The sequence below is a fragment of the Dictyobacter formicarum genome (assembly GCF_016587435.1).
In genome coordinates this window covers 416869-437072 of the sequence record NZ_BNJJ01000001.1, presented here as the reverse complement: position 1 = coordinate 437072, position 20204 = coordinate 416869, and the positions used below count along the sequence as shown (strand labels likewise).

Below are 20204 nucleotides of genomic sequence, written 5' to 3'. Positions count from 1 at the left end.
AGTGCTAGAAGACTGAGTATCTCTGTGCCTGATTCTGTGGTCGTACTGTATATCTGCGGAGTAATAGCCTCCTCCCAATGAGCGGAGATATACTGCTGGAAAAGCCAGTAGGTCACAACTGGTAGTATGATTCCCCACCATGTGAATAGCAAGGGCAATAGTGCTACACAGTAGCAGGTACCAACCGGCCGATATGGTGGAGCGAGCGGAATCATAAGAAGACAGCCGATCCCGAGGCATAGTGCAAATGCACTCAGGAAAAAAGCAATGTGAAGCTGCTCAGTCGTTTCTCCCTTCGAGGGGATAGCTACAGAGGGATAATCAAACGAAGATACCATCATGACATGACCTACTTTCCACATAGTGATAGCCCAGCCATTCCGCACACCATCATGCCCGTACCAGCCCATTGGGAGAGCTTCATGCGCTCGCGATACCATACTACGCCTACCATGAATGGGAGCAGAGGATAGAGTGAGGAAAGTGCGGCGACCATGAGGGTGCTTTCACGGGAGCCGATGTCATAAGAGAGGGTGCCGATGACATCGCAGAGACCAATCAAAACAATGGTGCCACACTGTTTGAGCTGGATTTCTCCCCAACCAGCAACGTGCTGGTGTCGTGCATAGATAAATAAGAATAGCGCAGAGAAGAGGCGAGATACCACAACCGGCTGGATTGGTCCCAGATGGCTCGTCGCCAGGCTGAGCAAAAAATATTCAGTGCCAAAGCCGAGCATGGCACCGACTCCAAATAATAATCCACTCTGTGGTTGACTGTCGGACCACCAGTGCTGAAGGGAGGACAGTACTGGCACCAGTGCTAAACCGCAAGCGAGCACGAGACAGATACTTTCGGTGAGAACACAGAACAGGGCAAACCACATATTCACTTCCAACCAGCAGAGCATGACAAACAATGCTGTAGCCACCACTCCCGTGAGACCCAGGACGAGTACGACAAATGTGAGCATCTGGCGTGAGAGCACGAGGTGTGGGAAGACAGCATGTTTCTTTGTCGCGGTGTTGATGGTCAGAATCATTCCGCCAACGACAAGCAAAAGGAGGATAATCACAAAGAGCGAGGGAATCTCGTGGAGCAGGAGAATAGCCATGGCCATGGTGATCAATCCGTAACTCGCCGTTATTGGTGAGATCAGGGATAGCGGACCGAGAGAGAGCGCCCGATACAAGCTGAGGTTGGTCAGGCTACTCACCAGCCCGAGCCCGCATCCCATGCATAGCAGCAAGAGAAGGGATCCTGGATGAAGTCCCCATGTCCATGATGCAGTACTTGCACACAGAACGAGACACAAGATAGCTGCTGCCGTTGCATGTGCGAGGACCTGTGTGTAGCGTATGCCTATCGCTCGCGTGGCCCGAGCGATGAAAATATCTAAGAGCCCAAACATACATGCAGACGATAATCCAAACAGGATGGCCATACCAAGCTCCAGTGAGCCTCTCATGCGCTGTACAATTTTAAAAAATGGTCGCGGGTGATCAACAGGAGAGGCACTCTCAGAACAGGCGCATTGACCGGTATAACCCAGGGTGGAACCTCCCGCTCACATTTTTATAGAGCATACCTTACGGGTGTATCCGCCGTCTCTCAATAACTACCAGATCTCACGCACAGGCATGCTAAAAATTCGGCATGTCTGTGCGCTATATTTTATACACAAAAAAGGTGTTCTGTCTTTATATCTGCTAAGATCGTAACAGCGGCATTTCTGGAAAGCATAGTCATAAAAGAAAGGAGATATCTATCCAGTGTTCCCGCTTCATCATCGACAAACCCTGGTTGTTGTACTCATAGCTATTGCTGCGTTGTGTCTAGTGCTGGTGGCATTCTGCCAGATTCATTGCTGGCAGCAAGAATTGAGTGTTACCCCCACCGTTATCTATCCGCATAGTTGAATCTCAGCTCTAGAAACGAGCAATGAAAGAAAAGAAAGGACGCTGCGATGCCGACAATCTCGCGCGAAAAGATACTGTGTTTGTTCGTTCTCATCTCTTGCCTGCTTGTCCTGCTCTATGTCGCTCTCTCTGTATCAAACCCTGGGCATGTGATCGCATTGAGCAGGCCAACCATTATCTATCCACGTCCCTAAGGCATCATGCTTGCTGCCAGGCGAAGGAGCTTTTTATCTCTATAATAGTCTTGTTTCAGTAGCGTCCTACGTGTTTTATCACTGGTACGCACTTTACGCTCCATTTTCGAATGGATAGCTCCTTGCCAATATGACAGCTTCAAATGTGTTTGTTCCCTGGTCCTAAAAATGGTGAAAGCCGCAGAGTTTTACGGTAGAAAGGTACAACCATATGACGCCTACACTTCGTCAGCAACACATCTTTATCGTCGGAGTCATTGCATTGTTTGCACTGCTTGTTCTTGTTTGTCTGGTTCTTGCTAGCCCATATTTAACCGGCCATACATTGAGCAGCACTCCGAATGTCATTTATCCACGTAGCTAAACAGGAGGTAATGTTGACATGGTGTACAGACTTATCGTGTCGCAAACTTTTGCCTTTGTAATCGTTGCACTGTTTGTGTTCCTAGCAGCGCTTGCATGTCTGATGTTTCTCGTATTCCACCAGTTTCATTCCTGGCACGCACTGAGTATCGTTCCCGGGATCATTTACCCACATAGCTAGGCGGAGATTTCTGAGAAATCCATAGATCGTTACACACCGCTAGGAGGAAAGCATGTCACATTTCGATTGATAACGGGTGGTATTCGAGAAAAAGATGTTTATACATCCATTGCAAATGGAAGAAAAGTTTGGCCCTGACGGCCAAACTTCCTTCCATTTTTGGCTGCCATTTGTCACAATGATTGGCCGCTTTGTGGATAGGGCCGAATTTTGCATCCCCATGGATTGCCTGAAATCAAAGCACATCTTGCTAATCCCACCAGAATAACCACACACGACCGTTGAGCAATGTCTTGACGAGAGTCGCAAAGTTTCCTCCGAGCCATTGATCAACCACATCAGGAGCGTAAATGTACTGTTCTTTTGCGAGTAGAAAAGCTTCTTCCCACGTGGTTGGCGGTCGTAGCACACGCATTTCCACGGTACTTGGAGCCATGGCAACTAATTCGGCTCCCCAGCGCTCATTCCAGTATTTCATCATCGCCACCTGGACTGCATTTGACGGGTCCCATTCATTGGCTTGAACGGGGGAGATAGGCCGGCACTTCCCAGAAATGAGCTGTTGGAACGAGAGCAATTGGAACCAGTGGAGGGAGTGTATTGGGAAACCGACCGTGGAGAAGGCGAAAGTCGAAAGGGGCGGGTGGAGCGTCAACACGCCTTCTCACGCCCTCTTCGTCTATTCTTGCGTGGGTTCCCTCCTGTTCCAGCCATTGCTGGATATCAATGTGTAATCCTTCCTCAAGGATATCTTGGACCATTTCCTCTTCCCAGGGAGGCTGTTTAAAACGATCCCAGCCAATGACTGGCCAATATCCCGTCTCAGAGATGAGATCGCGTAATACTTCCCATAGCGCGAGAGCCTGAGTAACAGGGACCCGCAGAAGGTAGATGGGATACTCTTTCCCTCCACGCTGATATTCAGGGAGGCTTAATGATGATACATCAATATGATGATATTGAAGCGTTTCTTCTAGGTTCATGATGACCCGCCATACAAGAAGCATTTTTGAGTATGATACCAGTCTCTTTCACTGCTTGAGCAGCCCACATGAAGCTCGACCAACCTTTTGGCACAAAGCAGCCAAACATTCTTACAAATAGTATAGAGCGTTGTAGAGGCACATAGGAATCCATGTACCTCTACAAAATGGGAGTTTGTATCGATTCCTCCAAGCAAACTCTGATCCATTGAGCTGATCGGGGCTCTGTTGTCACTGTTCTTCCAAGAACCTTTTTGGGGCTTGTTCCCATTCCATCTGGTGCTGTTCAAAAACAGCTCTGGCTTGCGCAGTACCCACTTCTGGCATATGCATGTCAATCAGGGTAAATGTCTCTTCAATCAGAGTATGAAGCAGCCGGGTTCCTGCCACTGGTTCACTGTTCCACACCTGCTTGAAGCGAAGGGATAACGCTGGAGGAGCGAAAGACAACGCTTCAATGCGTCGATCTATCCACTTGAATCCAGGATGATACAAATGATTGAGGCCGAATAGCAAGGTCAAGATGCGTTTCTGAGCAAAACTGTAGGACTCATAGAGTGGCAAGAGATCCTGACGTGCCGCAAAGACCTCTCGTATCCAGGCAGCGCTGAAGCCAAGGTTGGCACGAATCACTGCCCGAGCGAGATCATCGGGGTACGCCTTTGCTTTGTCCTGCCACTGTGTCAGTAGTGGTGCTCCAACGAGGGGTAGAGCAGGAACAATGGCCGAAATCACATACTACTTGAGGAAGTTCGGATCGTGGTGTTCAAGAACATCGATCAGGAGGCGTTCCATACGCTCAATGGTCATATGACTTACATCGAAGTCTACCCCATCAATGCTGTATAGTTCTGACCACGTTTGTTTTTCAGGGTGGTACGGCCACATCTCTTTGAGTACTCCTCCAGCACGCTCAATGATGGTTCTGCGTTCCTCTTCGGTAGGGGCCTCTATCCAGAAGACGCCAAGCTCAATATCGGAGTAGCGATCAGCCCATCCTCGTGCCACAGAGCCTCCGATTTCCACAAGCAGTGCCTTGGAGTTCTCACTATAAAATGGGGCCATCTTTTGAGCCAGGTCATAACGCCAGCGACTCGCTTCGTTCATATCTTTTCTCACCTTTCTGCTGGATTGAATCTATCGAGATCATCTCTGTCTCGTGACAACCGTACTTCGACAGCTTCCGCACGTAATCGCCAGGTCGGTACCGCATCTTGCTGGGTGAGCCAGCGTTCACGCTCTTGATCCGTTGTGCGTTCCACGGTCAGAAGCCGATCAATTGTAACCATAGTGCAGTGATGGAAAACAGAGATACATAGCAAAGCCGTATGCTTCTACAAATCAGAAGGGCCAGGAATCCACCCAATGTATTGAGCCCATTCATCGGCTTGGGCAATGACCTTCCAGATAAAGGGACTTTTCGCCTCTGTGTAGGCATGTCGATCCTCAACCCGAGAACACTGCTGTGCCAGCTCGATTTTCAACTGAGCATATTGAAAGGCAATATCTGGGTGCGTTCGTACATAATCGCGAAAAAGGAGCGCAAACTGTTCACTGAAACTTCCTGATCGCCGAACGTGGATATGGACTCGTGGCAGGCCCGGAGCCTCACGGAAGTAGCGTTTTGTCCGCTCAGCGTTGTCGGCATGAAAAAGATATCCAAGACGCTCTAATGGCAATCGATAGCCATCAAGCGGCTCAAAATCAGCCACAGAGATTTGGATATCAATGATTGGTTTGGCTGCCAGCCCAGGAACGGACGTGGAGCCAATATGGTCAATGCGCATGGCAACAGGGCCGAGAGCCTGTCGTAACGGCTGTGCGAGCTGCTGAAACCGATCAGGCCAATTCTCATCATAGGGAACCACCCACACAGGATCACCCGCTTTCATGAACTCAGACATGAGAAACATCTCCTAGAGAATATCCTTTAAAGAAACTGTTGAGGGAGAGTAAGCAAAAAATAACCGAAAAAGGAGAAGCTGCTGGATAGATACCTTACCACTTTTTTGGCGCTTCAGCAAGAAAGTCCGATTTGTGATCAGTAGTTTTGTTGGCTTGTCTTCGCTTGGGTGTCTTGCACTTGAGTTTCTGCAGCCTCTGCCCGGAGTCGCCAAGTATGTACCTCAACCTGCTGAGTGAGCCACCGTTTTCGCTGCTCGGTCAGAGGCCATTCCGTAGTGATCAGGAGTTCGACCAGTACTTCCTTTCCCATGCGTAGATAGCGCAGGAGTACCCGTTGCTCATCCTGGTCCGGCTTGACGGCACTCGACGATGCCGATATCACCACAGCTGGTGCTTGGGCTCGTTTTCTCGATAGGCCTCACCAGCTCCAATGTCGCTCATAGTAGCCAGTAGACCCTGGTTTCCTCGTTGTCGAGAACCGCGCTCTCAGAACTCCTTTGCCGCTTTCTTCCCTGTCCAACTCTTTAGACTTGGCGACGAGAAACGAATCGTGGCGAGAAGTTCTTGATTGGAAAGCATATCACATCTCTATTTAGCCTTTGCGTCCCCATGCGGTGGCGAGATATTGGATTGCATGGAATGTTGGCAGATTCATTTCTTGCTGAAGTTGAGCCAAAAGTAACGTGCCTTGGTCCTGATGTATAAGATTACTTGCTATCATTGCTGGAAGATACATATGCGCTTGTATGAGAAGGTCATGCTTCCATTCTTCATAGTATGAAGCTCCATAGGAGAAATTGATGAGGTGTGGGCGCAATGCTAGACTCTCAAACCCTGCAGCTACCAGTGACGGTTCTAATTCGCAAAGCCATACTTGACGTCGATGTGAGGAGAAAGAATATGGTGCTATGCGTATCAATCCTTGCCAGCAAAGGTTACTCCATGTTTCTAATGCTGGTGAGTTCGAGTGTGGAAATTCGGACTCCGTTATGCGTACAAGCCCGCCACTTTTGAGAACCCGTTTACATTCTTTTAAGACAGATTCCCATTGATCAATGTTGATATGTGAGCTGAGGAATTGGATTGTTACCACATCAAAGGCAGCATCATTAAAGCAAGATAAATTTGTATAGGAAGGAACAAGTACTGCTTTGGCATTGGAGTATGCTTGCATCCTGTTTGCTGCGTACTCCACCATAATTTCACGCGTGTCCACTCCTGTCACCCTTGTTTTCTTATATGCTCGCGCGAACTCTTGCATCCATCCACCTGGCCCACAACACAATTCTAAGACATGGGAGAAATCGGACAAGTTACCACCAGGCATTCCTGGTAGTACTCCCCCCAGGCAATGGATAAGCAGTGGAAGCTTATTTGTCAATCGCGCTATCTCGATAACAGCATCAAGCGTCTGAGCCTCAGTAAACATAAGAAACTCATCGTTTTCTTGGATGGTTGCATTACAAGTAGCTCTATCTTCTTACAATAAGGTTTACACTCACGCTTCGTAGCCATTGCACATCTTTTGTATTTTGTGGGTTGTAGATCGCCATGTACTACATCTATGGATATATCTACTCTTATCAGAATGTAGTACTTCCATCTCTGGAAATACGAATATCATATCAGTATTATATACTAATAATACTGATAAATGAAAGGGTTCTTGGGCCTGATGAGAACAAGTATTTATCCTTATATATTTTTAATGCAGTTGCTCTGTTTTAAATAATAGGCCAGCTGTTGCTAGCTGGATGCAGCATCAGTACACTTATATAGAAAAATTAAATATATTCTATGGAAAGGAGTTACGAAGAAAGATGAGCGGCCAGAACTTATGAAAGACAACAGAATATGGACCTTCCCTGACAACTTAGCTCCAGAGGTAGCTCCGCTTTCTCGCACTCTTGCCCGGCATCTCTATCATTACTGGTTAAATGAGCACAATGATCTACCAGACCAAGAAGAATGCCTGAAACAATTCTTAATGGACGTGAATGAGCAACGGGAAAATGTCTATTTTGTGATGGACAGTTTCGTACGTAATCGCATACGAGATCAGTCTCCCCATAGACTCACATATTCTAATCAATGGTTGAGAGAAACATTAGGGAAATATACACCGAGCGGCAAGCCAATCCCGCCTAAAACTTTTAATCACTGGGTTTCAATGAATTTGATCCGCAATGAGCGCAAAGGGCAACCGACCAGAGATAGCGGAGCAGCGTTGTGTATCATGCGCATGTCTATCAAAGGAAAAAAAGTTCTGCCACACTCGATACCAGCGGATGAACCAGCCTGGTGGTGCTATGCTCAAGAGTCTCCACTGTCGCCATTTTGTGTTATACCTATTACCGATATTCCACATCTGCCAGCACATACTTTAATCTGGACGCCCTGGGCTGGAGCCGCATGGGATGAGGAAGGACGCTGGTGGTTGCTTTCCAATGCCACTGGATCTCACTTCTATGGAGCTATTCGATTCGCGGGCGCGACAAACATTCATGGGAAACTATATTATCACCTTACTTATGAGGAGCTTATTACCTGGTGTCCAGCTTTACGTGCCATGATAAGCTCTGGTCCCTATGTGGATGATGAACTTCAAGCATTCTTACGTGTGGCGTTAGTCCAATTAGCGTACACACGAATTCCCCCTTATTCCATGCATACTTCTTCTATTTCATTTACGCCACGAGATGACGAAATCCGCCATGGACGCTGAACATAAAAAAAGAAAGAAGAGAGGTATTATCTGGCATGTCGAACAACGATCCGAATGGGCAGCCCAAATACTATGTTGATCAGGAACACATAGAAGAGATGTCCCGTTTGCTCCAGCAATCCCATTTTTTAATGAAACAATTCGGAGGGATTTGTCCCGAGCATCCGTCATTTGAAGGAGTTGAACATGTTCTGGACATCGCCTGCGGACCTGGACAGTGGATTACTGAAGTTGCACGGGCACATCCACATATGCAACTCATAGGTTTTGATATATCTCAGCGCATGATTGAATTCGCTCAATCGAAAGCAGCGAGAGACAACCTGAAAAACGTCCAATTTGAAGTAGGTGATGCTACCAAATTCCCGCTACGCTATGCAAATGAGAGCTTCGACCTAGTGAATGTCAGTCTGGTCTACGCATTCATGAGTAGAACATTATGGCCACGCCTCATCACAGAATGTTATCGACTCTTGAAGCCTGGCGGCTATTTGCGCCTGATTCAAGAAGATGCAAACATTCAGACAAATTCACCTGCATTGCATGAATATCATTTTCTGGGATGCCAGGCACTCTATCGTGAGGGCGCTGGATATTATACGGATCAGTTAGGGGTGATTCCTCGCTTACCCGCGATGTTCAAGCGTGCGGGATTCCAGATCCTCTCAACGAAACATAACCTGGTGGATGTATCATACGGATGCGAAGGATATCAGATGTGCTACACCGATTATAAAATCTTGCTGGAGGCCATGAAACCCTTCTTGGTACGATGGAGAGTTGCTACACAGGAGGAAGTTGATGACTGTTATCGTCGTCTTGTACGCGAGATGCGTTATGGGGTGTCCAATGAGGAAGGTGGGTTTGATCCATTTGTTGGGCTATGGGACTTTTACAGCATCTTCGGACAAAAACCTGTGAATTAGCTATCCTCTTCCCACATTGCTAATAACGTCATGCAAAACCAACGCATACTCTGCTTGATCATTTCATCGTTGCGATTGCGCAATGAGCGTAGAAATGGTTGCTGAGATACTTGCTGGTTAGGGAAAGAGGCACAAAAGAGCTCTTCCACTCCGTGGTGATACAGTCTCAAAATCTCCACAGAGTGATTTTGATCTTCTAGTTTGATGCTCCGAATGGAAGGAATCCCCTGTTGTCGCCACGTGATCGATAGGCGGCATGTTTGAATACGGCGATTGTTCTCCTCTGGTTGTAATTCAATATACCTGAATATACTTTGCGCTAATACGAGATACCTATCATCCTCGAAAGAAGGTTGATTCTCCTCAACGAACGTCCGTAGCATATGTTTGAGCTTGCTATAGCTTCGTCTATCCATTTCCCATCTCTTCGTCTGTTTTTTCCATCTATGTTACGGCGAAAAATGGCGAACGACAAGCGTGAAGCCCTGAGCGAGAAGATCTTTTTCTAACAGCATGATGATCCGTAACGTTCCCAAGGTGTCGAGGACCTGCTGCATGCGTGCTATGGCTTTGTGGGATGTGGTGACGACGAGGAGGGGGAGCGCGACGCCTGTTGCCTGGTGATAGTCCAGGTAGGCGGTAAATTTGCGGGTGTATTGCACAATTCCCGTCGTCCCTCGATCATATTCCAACAGGACCATTCTCACGGGGTCATCAGTGGGCGATAACGCAAAGAGGATCTCGGCGTCTGGCCGGGTGTGCTCATCGTTTTGGGTGATGCTGTCCCGGTACCAGCGTGCAGACTCATGGGCGCTTTTCCAGTGATAGATGATCTCCCCGCGTGCATACGTGTTTCGGTAGAGTTGACGCATAAAGGAATAGAGTGCGTTAGTGTGCCACATCTGTCCATTGAGCCCACGTGTGCCCCATTGTCGATCCAGTTGCTCGTCATCGTTTTTTTGATACTTGGGCGAGACAAAGTAATAGGTATAGGGCTCCCCAATGCGCACCGCCATAAACTTTAATGCGACGGGTGTGAGGAGGTAGCGCTGTTGTTCCAACGGTGTTCTACCCGCGGACCATAGTCTGACTTCGATCAAGCCAAGCTGGAACAGATGGGTGATATGTTGTTGCAGCGGTTTGATCGCTCGGGGATTGGCTCCCGGCCGAAGGAGTGCCTGGAAGGTAGGGACATCAAGCAGGGGATGGTGTGCCGCCCAGCCTATCAGGGCTTTTTCCGTACCAGTGAGTGTGAGTGTGAGCAACCCCGCTCCCTCTATCCCGAGCTGGTTCTTGCGTTTTGTCGAAAAGGACTCTATGAGACGCTCTTTTGTGAGATGTGCTGCTTCATCCTGCAGGGCGTCACCAACATAACGGTGGAGCCGTTTTTTAGTTCGTGGAGGGGGTGACGCTGTCTCTTTGAGCCGCATGGCGTAGAAGTGGTGCTGGTTTGACAGGTGTTCAACGAGGTCTTTGGATGCAGGTTCGCGCAAGAAGTGGGAAAGGGCATACTGATCGGAATGTGCTCCTGATGCCAGGACTGCGAGATCCCACCAGATGGGGGTATAGATGCCATCGCTCAGGGCGTCAAGCGTGGTTATTCCTCCTGCGAGCGGTGTTGTGGTTCGTTGGATGCTTGTCTTCAGCAGCAGTTGTGCCCATAGGGAGGGTCGGGTGCGTGTGGAGATAATGAACACCTCCGGCCACTGGTGACGGTAGAGCCGCAGCCTCTGGCGTAGATCCAGTAATGAAAGTAACCAGTGTTCCACTGCCCGTTCTGCCTTCTGGTGTGGTTCAATATCTACATAGACAAGGAAGGCATAGAATGTTCCCTCATCTAGCCGTTCAATGAGCAAGGCCGCATCGCTGGCGAGAGTGTGTTTCTCCTGTGCCAGGGAATAGACATGCTGCCATGTCTGCTGATAGCTTATGAGCTGGTTGCCATAGGTTGCCCCTTCAGCAATGATACGTGTCGCCAGGGACGTGCATGCGAGATGGATATGGGGGCGAGCCAGGCGTGCGAGCAGATCAGCGCGTTCGACCGGATAGGATTGTGCGAGTCGAGCCATGGTGAGTGGTGGAGATGGGTGGATTGCTGAAAGGTAGAGATAGAGTCCCATATCCGTGGCATAGTATCGCTTTTGCCTGCCAGCCGTGGGTTCGCGGAGCATGATCGCATCGATGAGCCCCAGACGTGCCATTCTGCTGAGATGATCAGAAAGACGACTTCTCTCCATGGGCTGCTCTTTCTGGGAGAGGACACGAAGTAACTCCTCTTCTGAGAGGAGGGAGAGCCAGATCAACCAGGAAAGGATCGTGACATGCAGAGTAGTATATTCCTGCTTGTGCAGGAGGGTTTCGAGATCAGCGCGATAGAGTGGCGTCCAGACATTGGCTGGTTCTCGGGTCATTATTATTCTCCCCATTCTCGTTCACTACCCCAAAATGCTTTCCCTTTCAGGCTGCCTCTCAATGCGATGGTGGGCCGGTACTCCTGTTGTGTAGGAGCCGATGGCTGATTGTTGGTACGGGGGGATGATGGAGGTGGAATGCCAACCGGGTCCTTGGCTGATTTGTTGCGTTTGCTGCGTGGATGATTGCGCTTCCCCTCTGTTTCTTCTTGCTTTCCTGTTCCCCTGGGCGATGATCCGCCCGCAAGGCTGCTCCCAATGGTCGCTGGCGTCCCATCAGGGTCTGGAGACGTTTGCGTATGGTCATCGAATGCCGAGGAGGATGGCTGTGGAGACGGAGTGTTCTTCTGGGATGACTGCCCCTGCTGGAGGAGTGCGTCTGCCCGTTGTTCTGCCTCCTCGTGTTCCTGTCTTGTGTGTTGCTCTGCCTGCACGTCTCGTTGCACCTTCTGGACAAAGAGCGCCACATCGAGAAACTGTGCAACATGCCGGGCGTAGTGCCGATCAATATCAGCTGCTCGTGCACGCTGCTGTTGATTGGTGTGGCGAATAGCTTCTGCTCGCTGTTGGTTCGCTGCTGTGTGTTTCCAGGAAGACGGCCTGGCGAGTGTAACGGACATGATTTGCACAGGATAGCCAGGAATGGCCAGCCGCGCATAGCAATGTAGTCGGGGCTGGCTGATAATGTGCCGTTGTTCGACGACCTGGCGCAGTTCTTCTTCCAGAATCTTCGCATCTGCTGCTGAAACGTTAAACGCGCAGATGGTATCGCAGGTAGAAAAGGCCATCTCAAGCAGGCCATCGCGGATCTTATTCAGGCGTTTGAGATTTTGCGTGGCCAGCAGCATGCTACACCCGAATTTGCCATCTTCGGAGAGCAGGCGGTCATAGTCCCCTCCTGAGAAGGTGTGGAACTCGTCGACCGCACAGAACACCTTTCTTCGCTTGAGCAGTGGAAGCGGTTCTTGCATGCGAAACGCACGATGGAGCAAATTGATGAGCGTACTGCCGAGGACGTTGACCGCGGCGTCATCCATATCACGGGAAGAGAGGGCGCAGAGGACGATCTTGCCCTCAGTCACGCTCAAATGGATTGGAGCTTTTGTGATCGGTTGCCCCACGATTTTGCGGAGCTGCTGGTTGTCCTGAAAGACGCCAAGTTTGGTGACAATGGGCATGATCACTTCATTGCGAAACGAGCTCTGCCTGGGGAGGTTAAAATAGACATGTTGCCACCATGCCAGCAGTTCTTGATGCCATACTTCCGTCATATCAAGCTCATCAAGGACCTGGAGGGCATAATCAGGGTATTGCAGCAAGGGATTAATATCGAGCAAGGTATATTGCTGGTCTGCCTGCCCGTGTTGTACTTTCTTTTGATTGAGGGTATAGAGCAGCAGGCACACAGCCTTCAAGAAATAACTCATCCTCGGGCCCCAAAAGTCGGCCCAGACGCGTTCAAAGCTCGACATCACATTAGCGATGGCCTGATCTCGTGTGAAGCCCATACTGGCATCGAGCGGATTGAGGGCAACGACGTACTGCGTATCGGTGAGATCAAGCAGGATCACATCCTGTGCACGCTCAGGAGGAATGAGGAGCAGGAGATCTTCGATCAGATCCTTATGGGGATCGATGACGAAGATGCCTGGTTGGGGCGTCCCATGACGTATCGGTTGCATGGCCGCCTGCGCAAGCAGTTGAATCAGGGTTGATTTGCCGTAGCGCGACCGTGCGACGAGGAACGTATGGCGAAAGAGCGTATCATAGGGAAGATAGACCGGAATGGAAAACCCACGATGCTTTGAATAGCCGATCAATGCTGGTGGCAGGGGCGCCGGGGCCTGCTCGATCTGCGAGGCGATTTCAGGAGACGCTAAGAGATGTTTCACGGATAATCGTCGCACAAGGGGGAGATCCGTGAAGGCTTGCGGGAGATGAAAGGCTCCGGAGAGCTCCAGGCCATTCCAGATATCAGGTCCAGGGGCGCCGCCATGCAGGAACCGTAGCACTGGATGCTGATAGGGAAAGGCTGCCGCTGCATGGATGAGCCTGTTTGCCTGCTTGTGGTCTGCTCGGATAGATCGGACGCGTTTGAGATGGAGGCTATTGGCCGAGGCCAGCGTAAACTGGCGATAGGCCACTTCCAGTCGTGTAATGTGCGCTTTCAGCTGGGCTTCCGTTGAGCTTGCTTGCTGCCCGATTACCACCACCCGCAGCTGAGTATAGAATGCCTGACGTGACAGTTTTTCGGCGACCAGTTTCATATCATATACGTCTTGACGACTCTGTCTGGCTTTCCACCAGAGGAGCGCCATTCCTCCTACTACTAGCGCAAGCATGAGCAGGATCAGTTGCACCCAGGCATGGGTCAGATACCAGCGCGCGCCGAGCAAAGTGCCGAAGGCACCTCCAATCATGAGCAGTGTTTTGAAGCCTTCTGTTGTCGTCGTGGCGTGTGGGTATTCACTGGTGATAGCGTCGCGTTCACCTTGCAGTGGGTGCTCAACGGATTTGCGAATATAGCGGCTGATCCAGGTGTCTGGTGCGCGCACGAGTGCCAGTTGTGAGATGCAGCGTTGCCCGGACCCCAGTGGTTCCATGGCGGCGAGAATGCCAGCGAGGGGATCGGCGCCCGGTTCTGCAAGTGTGTTTCCGCTAAATGTCTTGAGCGGCATCCATGGCGGTTGTGAGAGGGCGAACTCGCCAATGACGGCGTGCTCTCCAGGATGGAGAAAGAGCGGATCGGCGACCGGGGCAATGCGATGCAGTTCAGCCTGTGGATACTGGGCCGAGAATTGTTTGCTGAGCAGGATCAGTTGTTCCTCCGAGGAGGCGCGCAGGACGAATCCTTGCTCCCGGCGTGTTCCGACCAGTTCCAGGCTAAACGCCTCATCGGTGGCGCAGGCCTGAAAGAAATTCTCCATGGCGCTCGCCTGCAGGGCTCCTTCTTCACCTGGCAGCATGAGGAGCACATATTCTGCCCCCACGGGTGTCGCAATGATGCCTGCAGGTGGCGATGGCGGTATGCTGGTGGTCGTTGCCGCAGAAGAAGACATGTGCCTCATGTGTGCTGTCCTTTTTTGGGTCGCGATTCTCTGGCAACGCGACCGGCGTATGTTGAAGTACCGTGATTTCATGGTGTCGTTCCCCGGCGCTGTGCCTGCATGCGTATGGCTCGCCGTTCGACGGGATCGGTCGTAAAGAGGGTGCGGTAAATGGGATTGGACCAGATGGAGAGCGGCGCGTACTCGTTGCCAATGCGCACCACACACTGACCCGGCATGCTCTCGACCAGGATGCGCTCAAGCTCCTCGGGAAGGTTGAGCCTCTCAACGGCTGTTCGCTGCATCCCCAGGTAGAAGATCGTTCCCGCATTCGACAAGATGACCTGGCCGGCTTCCAGAAAATCGCGAGGATGTTGGGAAAGCGTGATGAGCGCAATGCCGAGTTTGCGCAAACTCCGGCTCCAGTTTTCCAGGTAGCGTCGTCCGGCGGCATGTTTGAGCAGATAGGAAGCTTCTTCCACAATGTAGGCCAGATACCGATCATCCTTCCTGAGCGCTCGGTGCCGCTGTAAAAAGTTCTGAACGACGTAGGTCATGAGTGCAAACCATTTGCTATCGAGCCCCTTGATGGAGAAGATGGTGAGCGGTTTTTCCAATGAGACACTGGTCTGGCCTGCCTGGAAGAGATAGGATGCCTTTTCCAATCGTTCGAGCAAGGATTGGCGCATGCTTTCTGATGACGTGGGCATGGTCTGCATCTTCTTGATGAAATCAGCCAGGGTGGGAGGTGGTTTGAGGAGCGTCTCGGGATTGCGTCGAATAGCCTCTGATGTAATGCCACACTCCGCATAGGTCGCGCGTGCGACGGTCATGAGATAGGCTTCTTCCCCCTTTGTAAGTCTGCTCTCTTCATCCGTGACAAGCAGGGCCAGCCCGGTCATCAACGCATTATCAAAAAACTCTGCCAGGATATCTGCCGGGTCCTCCGGGTCAACGTCAGCTGGTCCAAAGGGAATATCAAAGAGATTGATGGGGCAACTGCGTGCCAGGCTATAGCGTTGACTCTCCCCGGGCATTGCCTCGTGTAATGGCAGGTAATCGTCATCTTTATCAAGGACAACGACGTCCGCGAGGCCAAGGCCCATGAGGCCAGTTGCGATCGTTTTGCCAAGCCAGGATTTTCCCTGCCCTGTCTCTCCGATCACCACCACATGGGGATTGGCCATCTTTTTCTCCTGGGACCAGGGATTGAGATAGACGGGGCGCCGGGAAAAGCCGCTGCCGGTGTAGCCCAGGAACACGCCTGTTGGCGTTCCAATTGTGCCGCTGGTGCCAGGTAACATGGTGGAAACAACGTCGCTCGTGAGCTTGACCCAGTTTTGCAGAAGGTCGAGTCCCACCGGCAGGCATGATTGCCAGGCCAGATCGTGTTGATAGGATGCGGGACGCGCCTGCAGTTGCATATCACGCAGATGGGAGAGCAGGTAGCGGCAGCGTTGCTCGAGTCGCTCCATGGTGCTTGCATGGACGCAGATGGTAATCGAGACGTCGAAGATTTTGAGCCTTCTGGCCGCTAGGGCATGGGTGATGCGGCGAATCTGGTTCGCCTCCACGGTTTGATCTGCCCGCGTCAGGCGTAGCGTTTTTTGATTGGAGAGACGCTGGCTCTCTAATCTGGTTAGCGCCTGTTCCAACTTCAGAATCATGAAGCGGCTATCGATGGGCGTCAGATGGGAGGAGACGATCAGAGGCAATCCCAGGTCATGAAGCGTCTGCATCCATCCACACAGCAGATGGTGCCCGTATCCGGTGATCGTAAACGTGCGTGCGTAGCGTGTCTGTGTTCCTGCCTGTATCTGCAGAACATCTAGTGTCACCGTGATTGCCGACGGGGCGAGTAGGTCTGCCACATCAAGGATATCCGCCTCATAGAGAGTGTTCGCATGAGGGCTGGTATACAAGAACGCGCCATGCAACCCTAGCATGCGCTTCTTATAGTTCATGGCTGCTGACTTTTTTCCCTGTTCGCGTGTGGGCAGTGCGTGAGTCCGTAGCGCCTGCTGTTCATGCTCGACAGGGGGGCTAGGCGGTGAAGAGGGAGATATGCCAGCCAACCGTTTTTGGGGAGTATGGTGCTCAGATGCAATGAGCTCTGGGACAAATGTGGGCGGAGCACTGCCTGGCGCGAGACAACACGACAAGAGTTGTAAGAGCTCCTTGTCTTCAAGCGGCCAGATGCGCATTCCCAGGTGCTGCATGGCCTTTCGCACAATGGAGACGCGGATGCGGAGGTGATCAAGGATCTGGGTTCGTGAGACTGAGTGAGCCTTGCTGAATGTGAGAAGCCGAATGATCCCTGAGAGGACCGATGGCGTTGATCCATCGGGATGCTGGAACGCAGTCTCGGCGCTTGATGTTGAAACGATGAGCATATGCCGCGTCTGGGTGCAGGTCGTCATGTGTTGTTGCTGGACACCTACACTCGCTCGCTGCAATGCCTGCAGATGTGGTGTTGGTGCGAGCGTTGCAAGGGCCGTTTGCTGAGCCAATACACCAGGGGCCTGTTGTGGATCTACCTGCTGGGTGATGGAAAGCAATTGCAGATGGAAATCAAGGCCACTCAGAAATCCCTCGAACCGACGAAAGATGCGCAGCTGTTCGTGTTCAGAGAGCAGACTGATGTTTTTCCCTTCTATCTCCAGCGCCGTCCAGTAGCGAACCGTTTCCCTTTTCTTCTGCTGGTCTATCTTGCAACCAGTGCCATGGTGGAGTGTGTCTATGGGGATCCAGTGCTCCTGGATGGATGGAAGGCGTTTGCTCCTAGGCTCTCGTTTGGCCTGGTTGCTCTTTCGCGGCTGCCAGATGGTGTGCGTGGGGATGGTTTTTGCACGCACAATCAGGAAGAGCCAGTAGACGAGTGCGAGACCTTCGATTTTCGCATGGACGAAGATCATGGCAATCAGAGTGACCAGGAGAGCGACGATGAGGCGTGGAAGCAGAGGCAATGATCCGGTCAATGAGAACGTGCCTGTGAGCACGCCAAGATCGGTTAACAACTGCGTCAAGCTCATGCCGAATATTTTCTCTTCAAAGGTAAAGAGGTGCCCGGCGACTTCTTTGAGAAGTGGATTGTTCTGTATCGGTTGTGTATGTGGTTCTTCTTGCATCACGCTTTCGTTTTCTGGTGAGGATGACGGTGTGCTCCGCCATCCTCGTGTACCCATTGCGTCTGTATTATCGTAGGTAAGCACTAGCGTTGATTACGGATGGAGCCCTTGCCCCAACTGCTGCCCAAAGGTGATAATGGCGCCTGCCGCGGCGATGAGTGCTGCGCATAAAAACACTTTTCGAAGATTCTCCCAGCGTTTATGGTGGGCGGCTACGTTGGTATCATCCGTAATCATGACCATGATCACATAGACGACAATCATTAATCCTGCAACCGTGAGCCCGAGTGTGGCGGCGTCTGCCTGCAGATTTTTCAAAATGCCGTTGAGGGTATTGAGCGTTCCGTAGTTCATGAGTGATCCTCCAACAGGTGCTTAGGGCACGAAAAGCCGGGCACCGATGATAATGGTTCCAATGACATGGCTAATACCTTGAGATCCCTGGATGGACATCGATGGGAAACGTGCGAGGATATCAGGGATCTTGGCCACCAGGAAGAGCATGGCGATGGCGAGCAAAATGCCACTGACGCCATTTTGTCCCGCGCTGGCAAGAAGCGAGAGCCCGAGCGCAAAGGCTAAAAACTGGATGAACTGCGTAAAGGTGACAACGATAAACATCCGTCCCCAGAACGAAAAAAAGGAGGATGTGTATGGTAAAAATGAGCATAAGAAAGCCAGTGGCGCAAGTACGAACAACAGATTCCAGAGCACGAGTCGCTCAAATGCCTGAAACATCAAGCGGAGCATGGTGAAATTGAGGAGAATGATGACGCCAAGGTACAGCAAGGCTCCTTGCCCCTGTGTGATGCGAGCTCCGTTGTTGATGGTGTTGAAAAAGCCATCCAGATTTGTATTAACCAGGCCGCACAGCACATTATTGAAGATCAGCAGATCCTGACCAAAGAAGAAGCTCAGATTGATCAAGAGCGCGGTCACCAGGATTTTTGGCACAAACTGATTGAGTGGAAGCGTCAGGGTTCCAGTGCTCTCCGAAATCATGATCTGGATTGCGCCGAAAATGATCAGGAGCAGAAAAAACGCATCTGCAACCGCTAGCATGGTTCCCCAGGCACCAACCACAACACGATTGGTCGTGGTCAACTCCAGCGGCGTACTGCTCATGAATCTGACAAAAAGCGGCTGTAACGGCCCCAAAATGCCGGTTCCAAATCCTGTGTTGGGTGTATTGAACAGCACCTTCAACACCTGAAGCAATTGCTGAAAATCCATGAGCCTGCCCTTTCCTCCAGTGGTTTTTCTCCTCCGATAGTTCCCCTTTATTGGGGATCGCGTCGTTCTTTTGCGTCGAGATTGAGCGTACTCCAGCAACGCTGGTAGGTCATTGGTGAGGAGGGTGAGAGTGAGGGGGAGACAATGCAGGCAGCGAAGGTGTAGGCGAGGAGTAATACTATGTCTGCTATCACAAAACCATGTATTCTATGAGGGTGAAACGGTGGCTCATCGGAGATTGCCCGCAAGGACAGAGATTCTCAGAAAAAAAGAAAGGAGGGAGAAAAGCAGCAATAAAGGTAAAATGAACTATGCTAAAAAATGAACACCACTCCGGTTTATGTGTAAGAGTGTGTCGTAAGAACAATAAACAGCCGATAGAAAACAGAAAGGAGTTATGAACGGAACAAGAAAGGACCATGATCCATGGATCAGATATCCCATCGGAAGCCCTATCCAAGCGATCTGACCGATGCGCAATGGGAGTTGCTGGCTCCCTTCATTTCAGAAGCGTCGCCCAATGCGACGATCGAGGTGATCCCCCGACGCGAGATTGTCAATGGCATTCTCTACGTGTTACGCACCGGCTGTTCATGGCGACAGATGCCTCACGACTTGCCAGCAGGCAAAACCGTGTACCATTATTTCCGGCGCTGGAAACTCACCGGGGTTTGGGAAGAAGCCATGAACACCTTACGCGGACAAGCGCGTCGAGCCATCAACCGAGAGGAAGAACCCAGTGCCGCTATTATCGATAGCCAATCCATCAAAACCAGTCCTGTGCGAGGCATCGAACGTGGGTTCGATGCCGGGAAAAAAATCTGGGGACGCAAACGGCATATTTTGGTTGACACGCAAGGCTTTTTGTTGGCTGTCAAAGTGCATACCGCCAGTCTCGTCGATCGGCGAGGCGCTCCTTTGCTGTTAGAGCACCTCAACCATCGCTTTTCTCGCATGCGGCATGTGTTTGCTGACCATGGATATACAGGACCGCTGCTCGCCTGGATCAAAGAGCATTTGGGCTGGGAGACCGAAATTGTTCCTCATGAGCACAACACCTCCCATATCCAATGGGTGCTCGTTGACGGTCAACCGGTCAAAATCATCAAATCAAAAGGAGGCTTTCAGGTCCAACGAAAACGCTGGATTGTTGAGAACACCCAATCACAAAACCCCTGAATCCCTTTGG

General features: G+C 50.9%; 20 protein-coding genes. 5 read left to right on the top strand and 15 right to left on the bottom strand.

Translation table 11 applies throughout. The features are described 5' to 3' along the window. Window positions 1–349 precede the first annotated feature (349 nt). Window positions 350–1249: an EamA family transporter gene (locus tag JMI88_RS01735; RefSeq protein ID WP_201360025.1), complete on the bottom strand. Its 900-nt coding sequence runs from the start codon at window positions 1247–1249 to the stop codon at window positions 350–352. A gap of 523 nt (window positions 1250–1772) precedes the next feature. On the opposite strand from JMI88_RS01735, the gene JMI88_RS01730 reads away from it, so the two are divergent. Together JMI88_RS01730 and JMI88_RS01725 are read left to right on the top strand one after the other, a co-directional pair. Next, on the top strand, window positions 1773–1919 hold the full coding sequence (locus JMI88_RS01730; protein ID WP_201360024.1) for a hypothetical protein: 147 nt from the start codon (window positions 1773–1775) through the stop codon (window positions 1917–1919). 405 nt (window positions 1920–2324) lie between these two features. After that, window positions 2325–2477, top strand: coding sequence for a hypothetical protein (locus tag JMI88_RS01725; RefSeq protein WP_201360023.1), 153 nt, complete (start codon window positions 2325–2327; stop codon window positions 2475–2477). Window positions 2478–2907: 430 nt separating this feature from the next. Here the strand turns inward: JMI88_RS01725 and JMI88_RS01720 are convergent, their stop codons facing one another. From JMI88_RS01720 to JMI88_RS01685, 8 genes are all read right to left on the bottom strand, one after another. Further along, window positions 2908–3138 (bottom strand): DUF4253 domain-containing protein, encoded by a 231-nt coding sequence (locus JMI88_RS01720; protein ID WP_201360022.1) that lies wholly within the window; start codon window positions 3136–3138, stop codon window positions 2908–2910. A gap of 31 nt (window positions 3139–3169) precedes the next feature. Beyond that, a complete protein-coding gene (locus JMI88_RS01715; RefSeq protein ID WP_201360021.1) occupies window positions 3170–3640 on the bottom strand; it encodes a hypothetical protein in 471 nt (156 codons plus the stop codon). Window positions 3641–3871: 231 nt separating this feature from the next. After that, window positions 3872–4375: a DUF4037 domain-containing protein gene (locus JMI88_RS01710; RefSeq protein ID WP_201360020.1), complete on the bottom strand. Its 504-nt coding sequence runs from the start codon at window positions 4373–4375 to the stop codon at window positions 3872–3874. Between the two features lie 3 nt (window positions 4376–4378). Further along, entirely contained in the window at window positions 4379–4747 is a 369-nt protein-coding gene (locus JMI88_RS01705; protein WP_201360019.1) for a nucleotidyltransferase family protein, read from the bottom strand. Between the two features lie 8 nt (window positions 4748–4755). Next, window positions 4756–4929 carry a hypothetical protein gene (locus tag JMI88_RS01700; protein ID WP_201360018.1) on the bottom strand — a complete coding sequence of 58 codons (174 nt, stop codon included), beginning with the start codon at window positions 4927–4929 and terminating at the stop codon, window positions 4756–4758. A 45-nt stretch (window positions 4930–4974) separates the two neighbouring features. After that, window positions 4975–5544 (bottom strand): GrpB family protein, encoded by a 570-nt coding sequence (locus JMI88_RS01695; RefSeq protein WP_201360017.1) that lies wholly within the window; start codon window positions 5542–5544, stop codon window positions 4975–4977. Between the two features lie 137 nt (window positions 5545–5681). Continuing rightward, the gene (locus tag JMI88_RS01690) at window positions 5682–5930 is read right to left on the bottom strand and encodes a hypothetical protein (protein WP_201360016.1); all 249 of its coding nucleotides are present in this window, start codon (window positions 5928–5930) and stop codon (window positions 5682–5684) included. 207 nt (window positions 5931–6137) lie between these two features. Continuing rightward, on the bottom strand, window positions 6138–6974 hold the full coding sequence (locus tag JMI88_RS01685; RefSeq protein ID WP_201360015.1) for a class I SAM-dependent methyltransferase: 837 nt from the start codon (window positions 6972–6974) through the stop codon (window positions 6138–6140). 408 nt (window positions 6975–7382) lie between these two features. Between JMI88_RS01685 and JMI88_RS01680 the strand changes: the two genes are divergently transcribed. After that, window positions 7383–8270 carry a hypothetical protein gene (locus tag JMI88_RS01680; protein ID WP_201360014.1) on the top strand — a complete coding sequence of 296 codons (888 nt, stop codon included), beginning with the start codon at window positions 7383–7385 and terminating at the stop codon, window positions 8268–8270. 35 nt (window positions 8271–8305) lie between these two features. Then, window positions 8306–9196, top strand: a complete 891-nt coding sequence (locus JMI88_RS01675) for a class I SAM-dependent methyltransferase (RefSeq protein WP_201360013.1) — start codon at window positions 8306–8308, stop codon at window positions 9194–9196. Here JMI88_RS01675 and JMI88_RS01670 read toward each other — a convergent pair. The 6 genes from JMI88_RS01670 to JMI88_RS01645 all read right to left on the bottom strand — a co-directional run bounded on the left by JMI88_RS01670 (window position 9193) and on the right by JMI88_RS01645 (window position 19015). After that, on the bottom strand, window positions 9193–9612 hold the full coding sequence (locus tag JMI88_RS01670) for a hypothetical protein (protein WP_201360012.1): 420 nt from the start codon (window positions 9610–9612) through the stop codon (window positions 9193–9195). The two genes, JMI88_RS01675 and JMI88_RS01670, sit on opposite strands and share 4 nt — an antisense overlap. A gap of 33 nt (window positions 9613–9645) precedes the next feature. Next, on the bottom strand, window positions 9646–11607 hold the full coding sequence (locus JMI88_RS01665; RefSeq protein WP_201360011.1) for a replication-relaxation family protein: 1962 nt from the start codon (window positions 11605–11607) through the stop codon (window positions 9646–9648). A 2-nt stretch (window positions 11608–11609) separates the two neighbouring features. Further along, window positions 11610–14675 (bottom strand): type IV secretory system conjugative DNA transfer family protein, encoded by a 3066-nt coding sequence (locus JMI88_RS01660; protein ID WP_201360010.1) that lies wholly within the window; start codon window positions 14673–14675, stop codon window positions 11610–11612. A 68-nt stretch (window positions 14676–14743) separates the two neighbouring features. Continuing rightward, window positions 14744–17782 (bottom strand): VirB4 family type IV secretion system protein, encoded by a 3039-nt coding sequence (locus tag JMI88_RS01655; RefSeq protein ID WP_201360009.1) that lies wholly within the window; start codon window positions 17780–17782, stop codon window positions 14744–14746. A 93-nt stretch (window positions 17783–17875) separates the two neighbouring features. Beyond that, window positions 17876–18136, bottom strand: coding sequence for a hypothetical protein (locus JMI88_RS01650; protein WP_201360008.1), 261 nt, complete (start codon window positions 18134–18136; stop codon window positions 17876–17878). 21 nt (window positions 18137–18157) lie between these two features. Beyond that, window positions 18158–19015 carry a hypothetical protein gene (locus JMI88_RS01645; RefSeq protein ID WP_201360007.1) on the bottom strand — a complete coding sequence of 286 codons (858 nt, stop codon included), beginning with the start codon at window positions 19013–19015 and terminating at the stop codon, window positions 18158–18160. 426 nt (window positions 19016–19441) lie between these two features. On the opposite strand from JMI88_RS01645, the gene JMI88_RS01640 reads away from it, so the two are divergent. Further along, the gene (locus tag JMI88_RS01640; RefSeq protein WP_236022766.1) at window positions 19442–20194 is read left to right on the top strand and encodes an IS5 family transposase; all 753 of its coding nucleotides are present in this window, start codon (window positions 19442–19444) and stop codon (window positions 20192–20194) included. Window positions 20195–20204 lie beyond the last annotated feature (10 nt).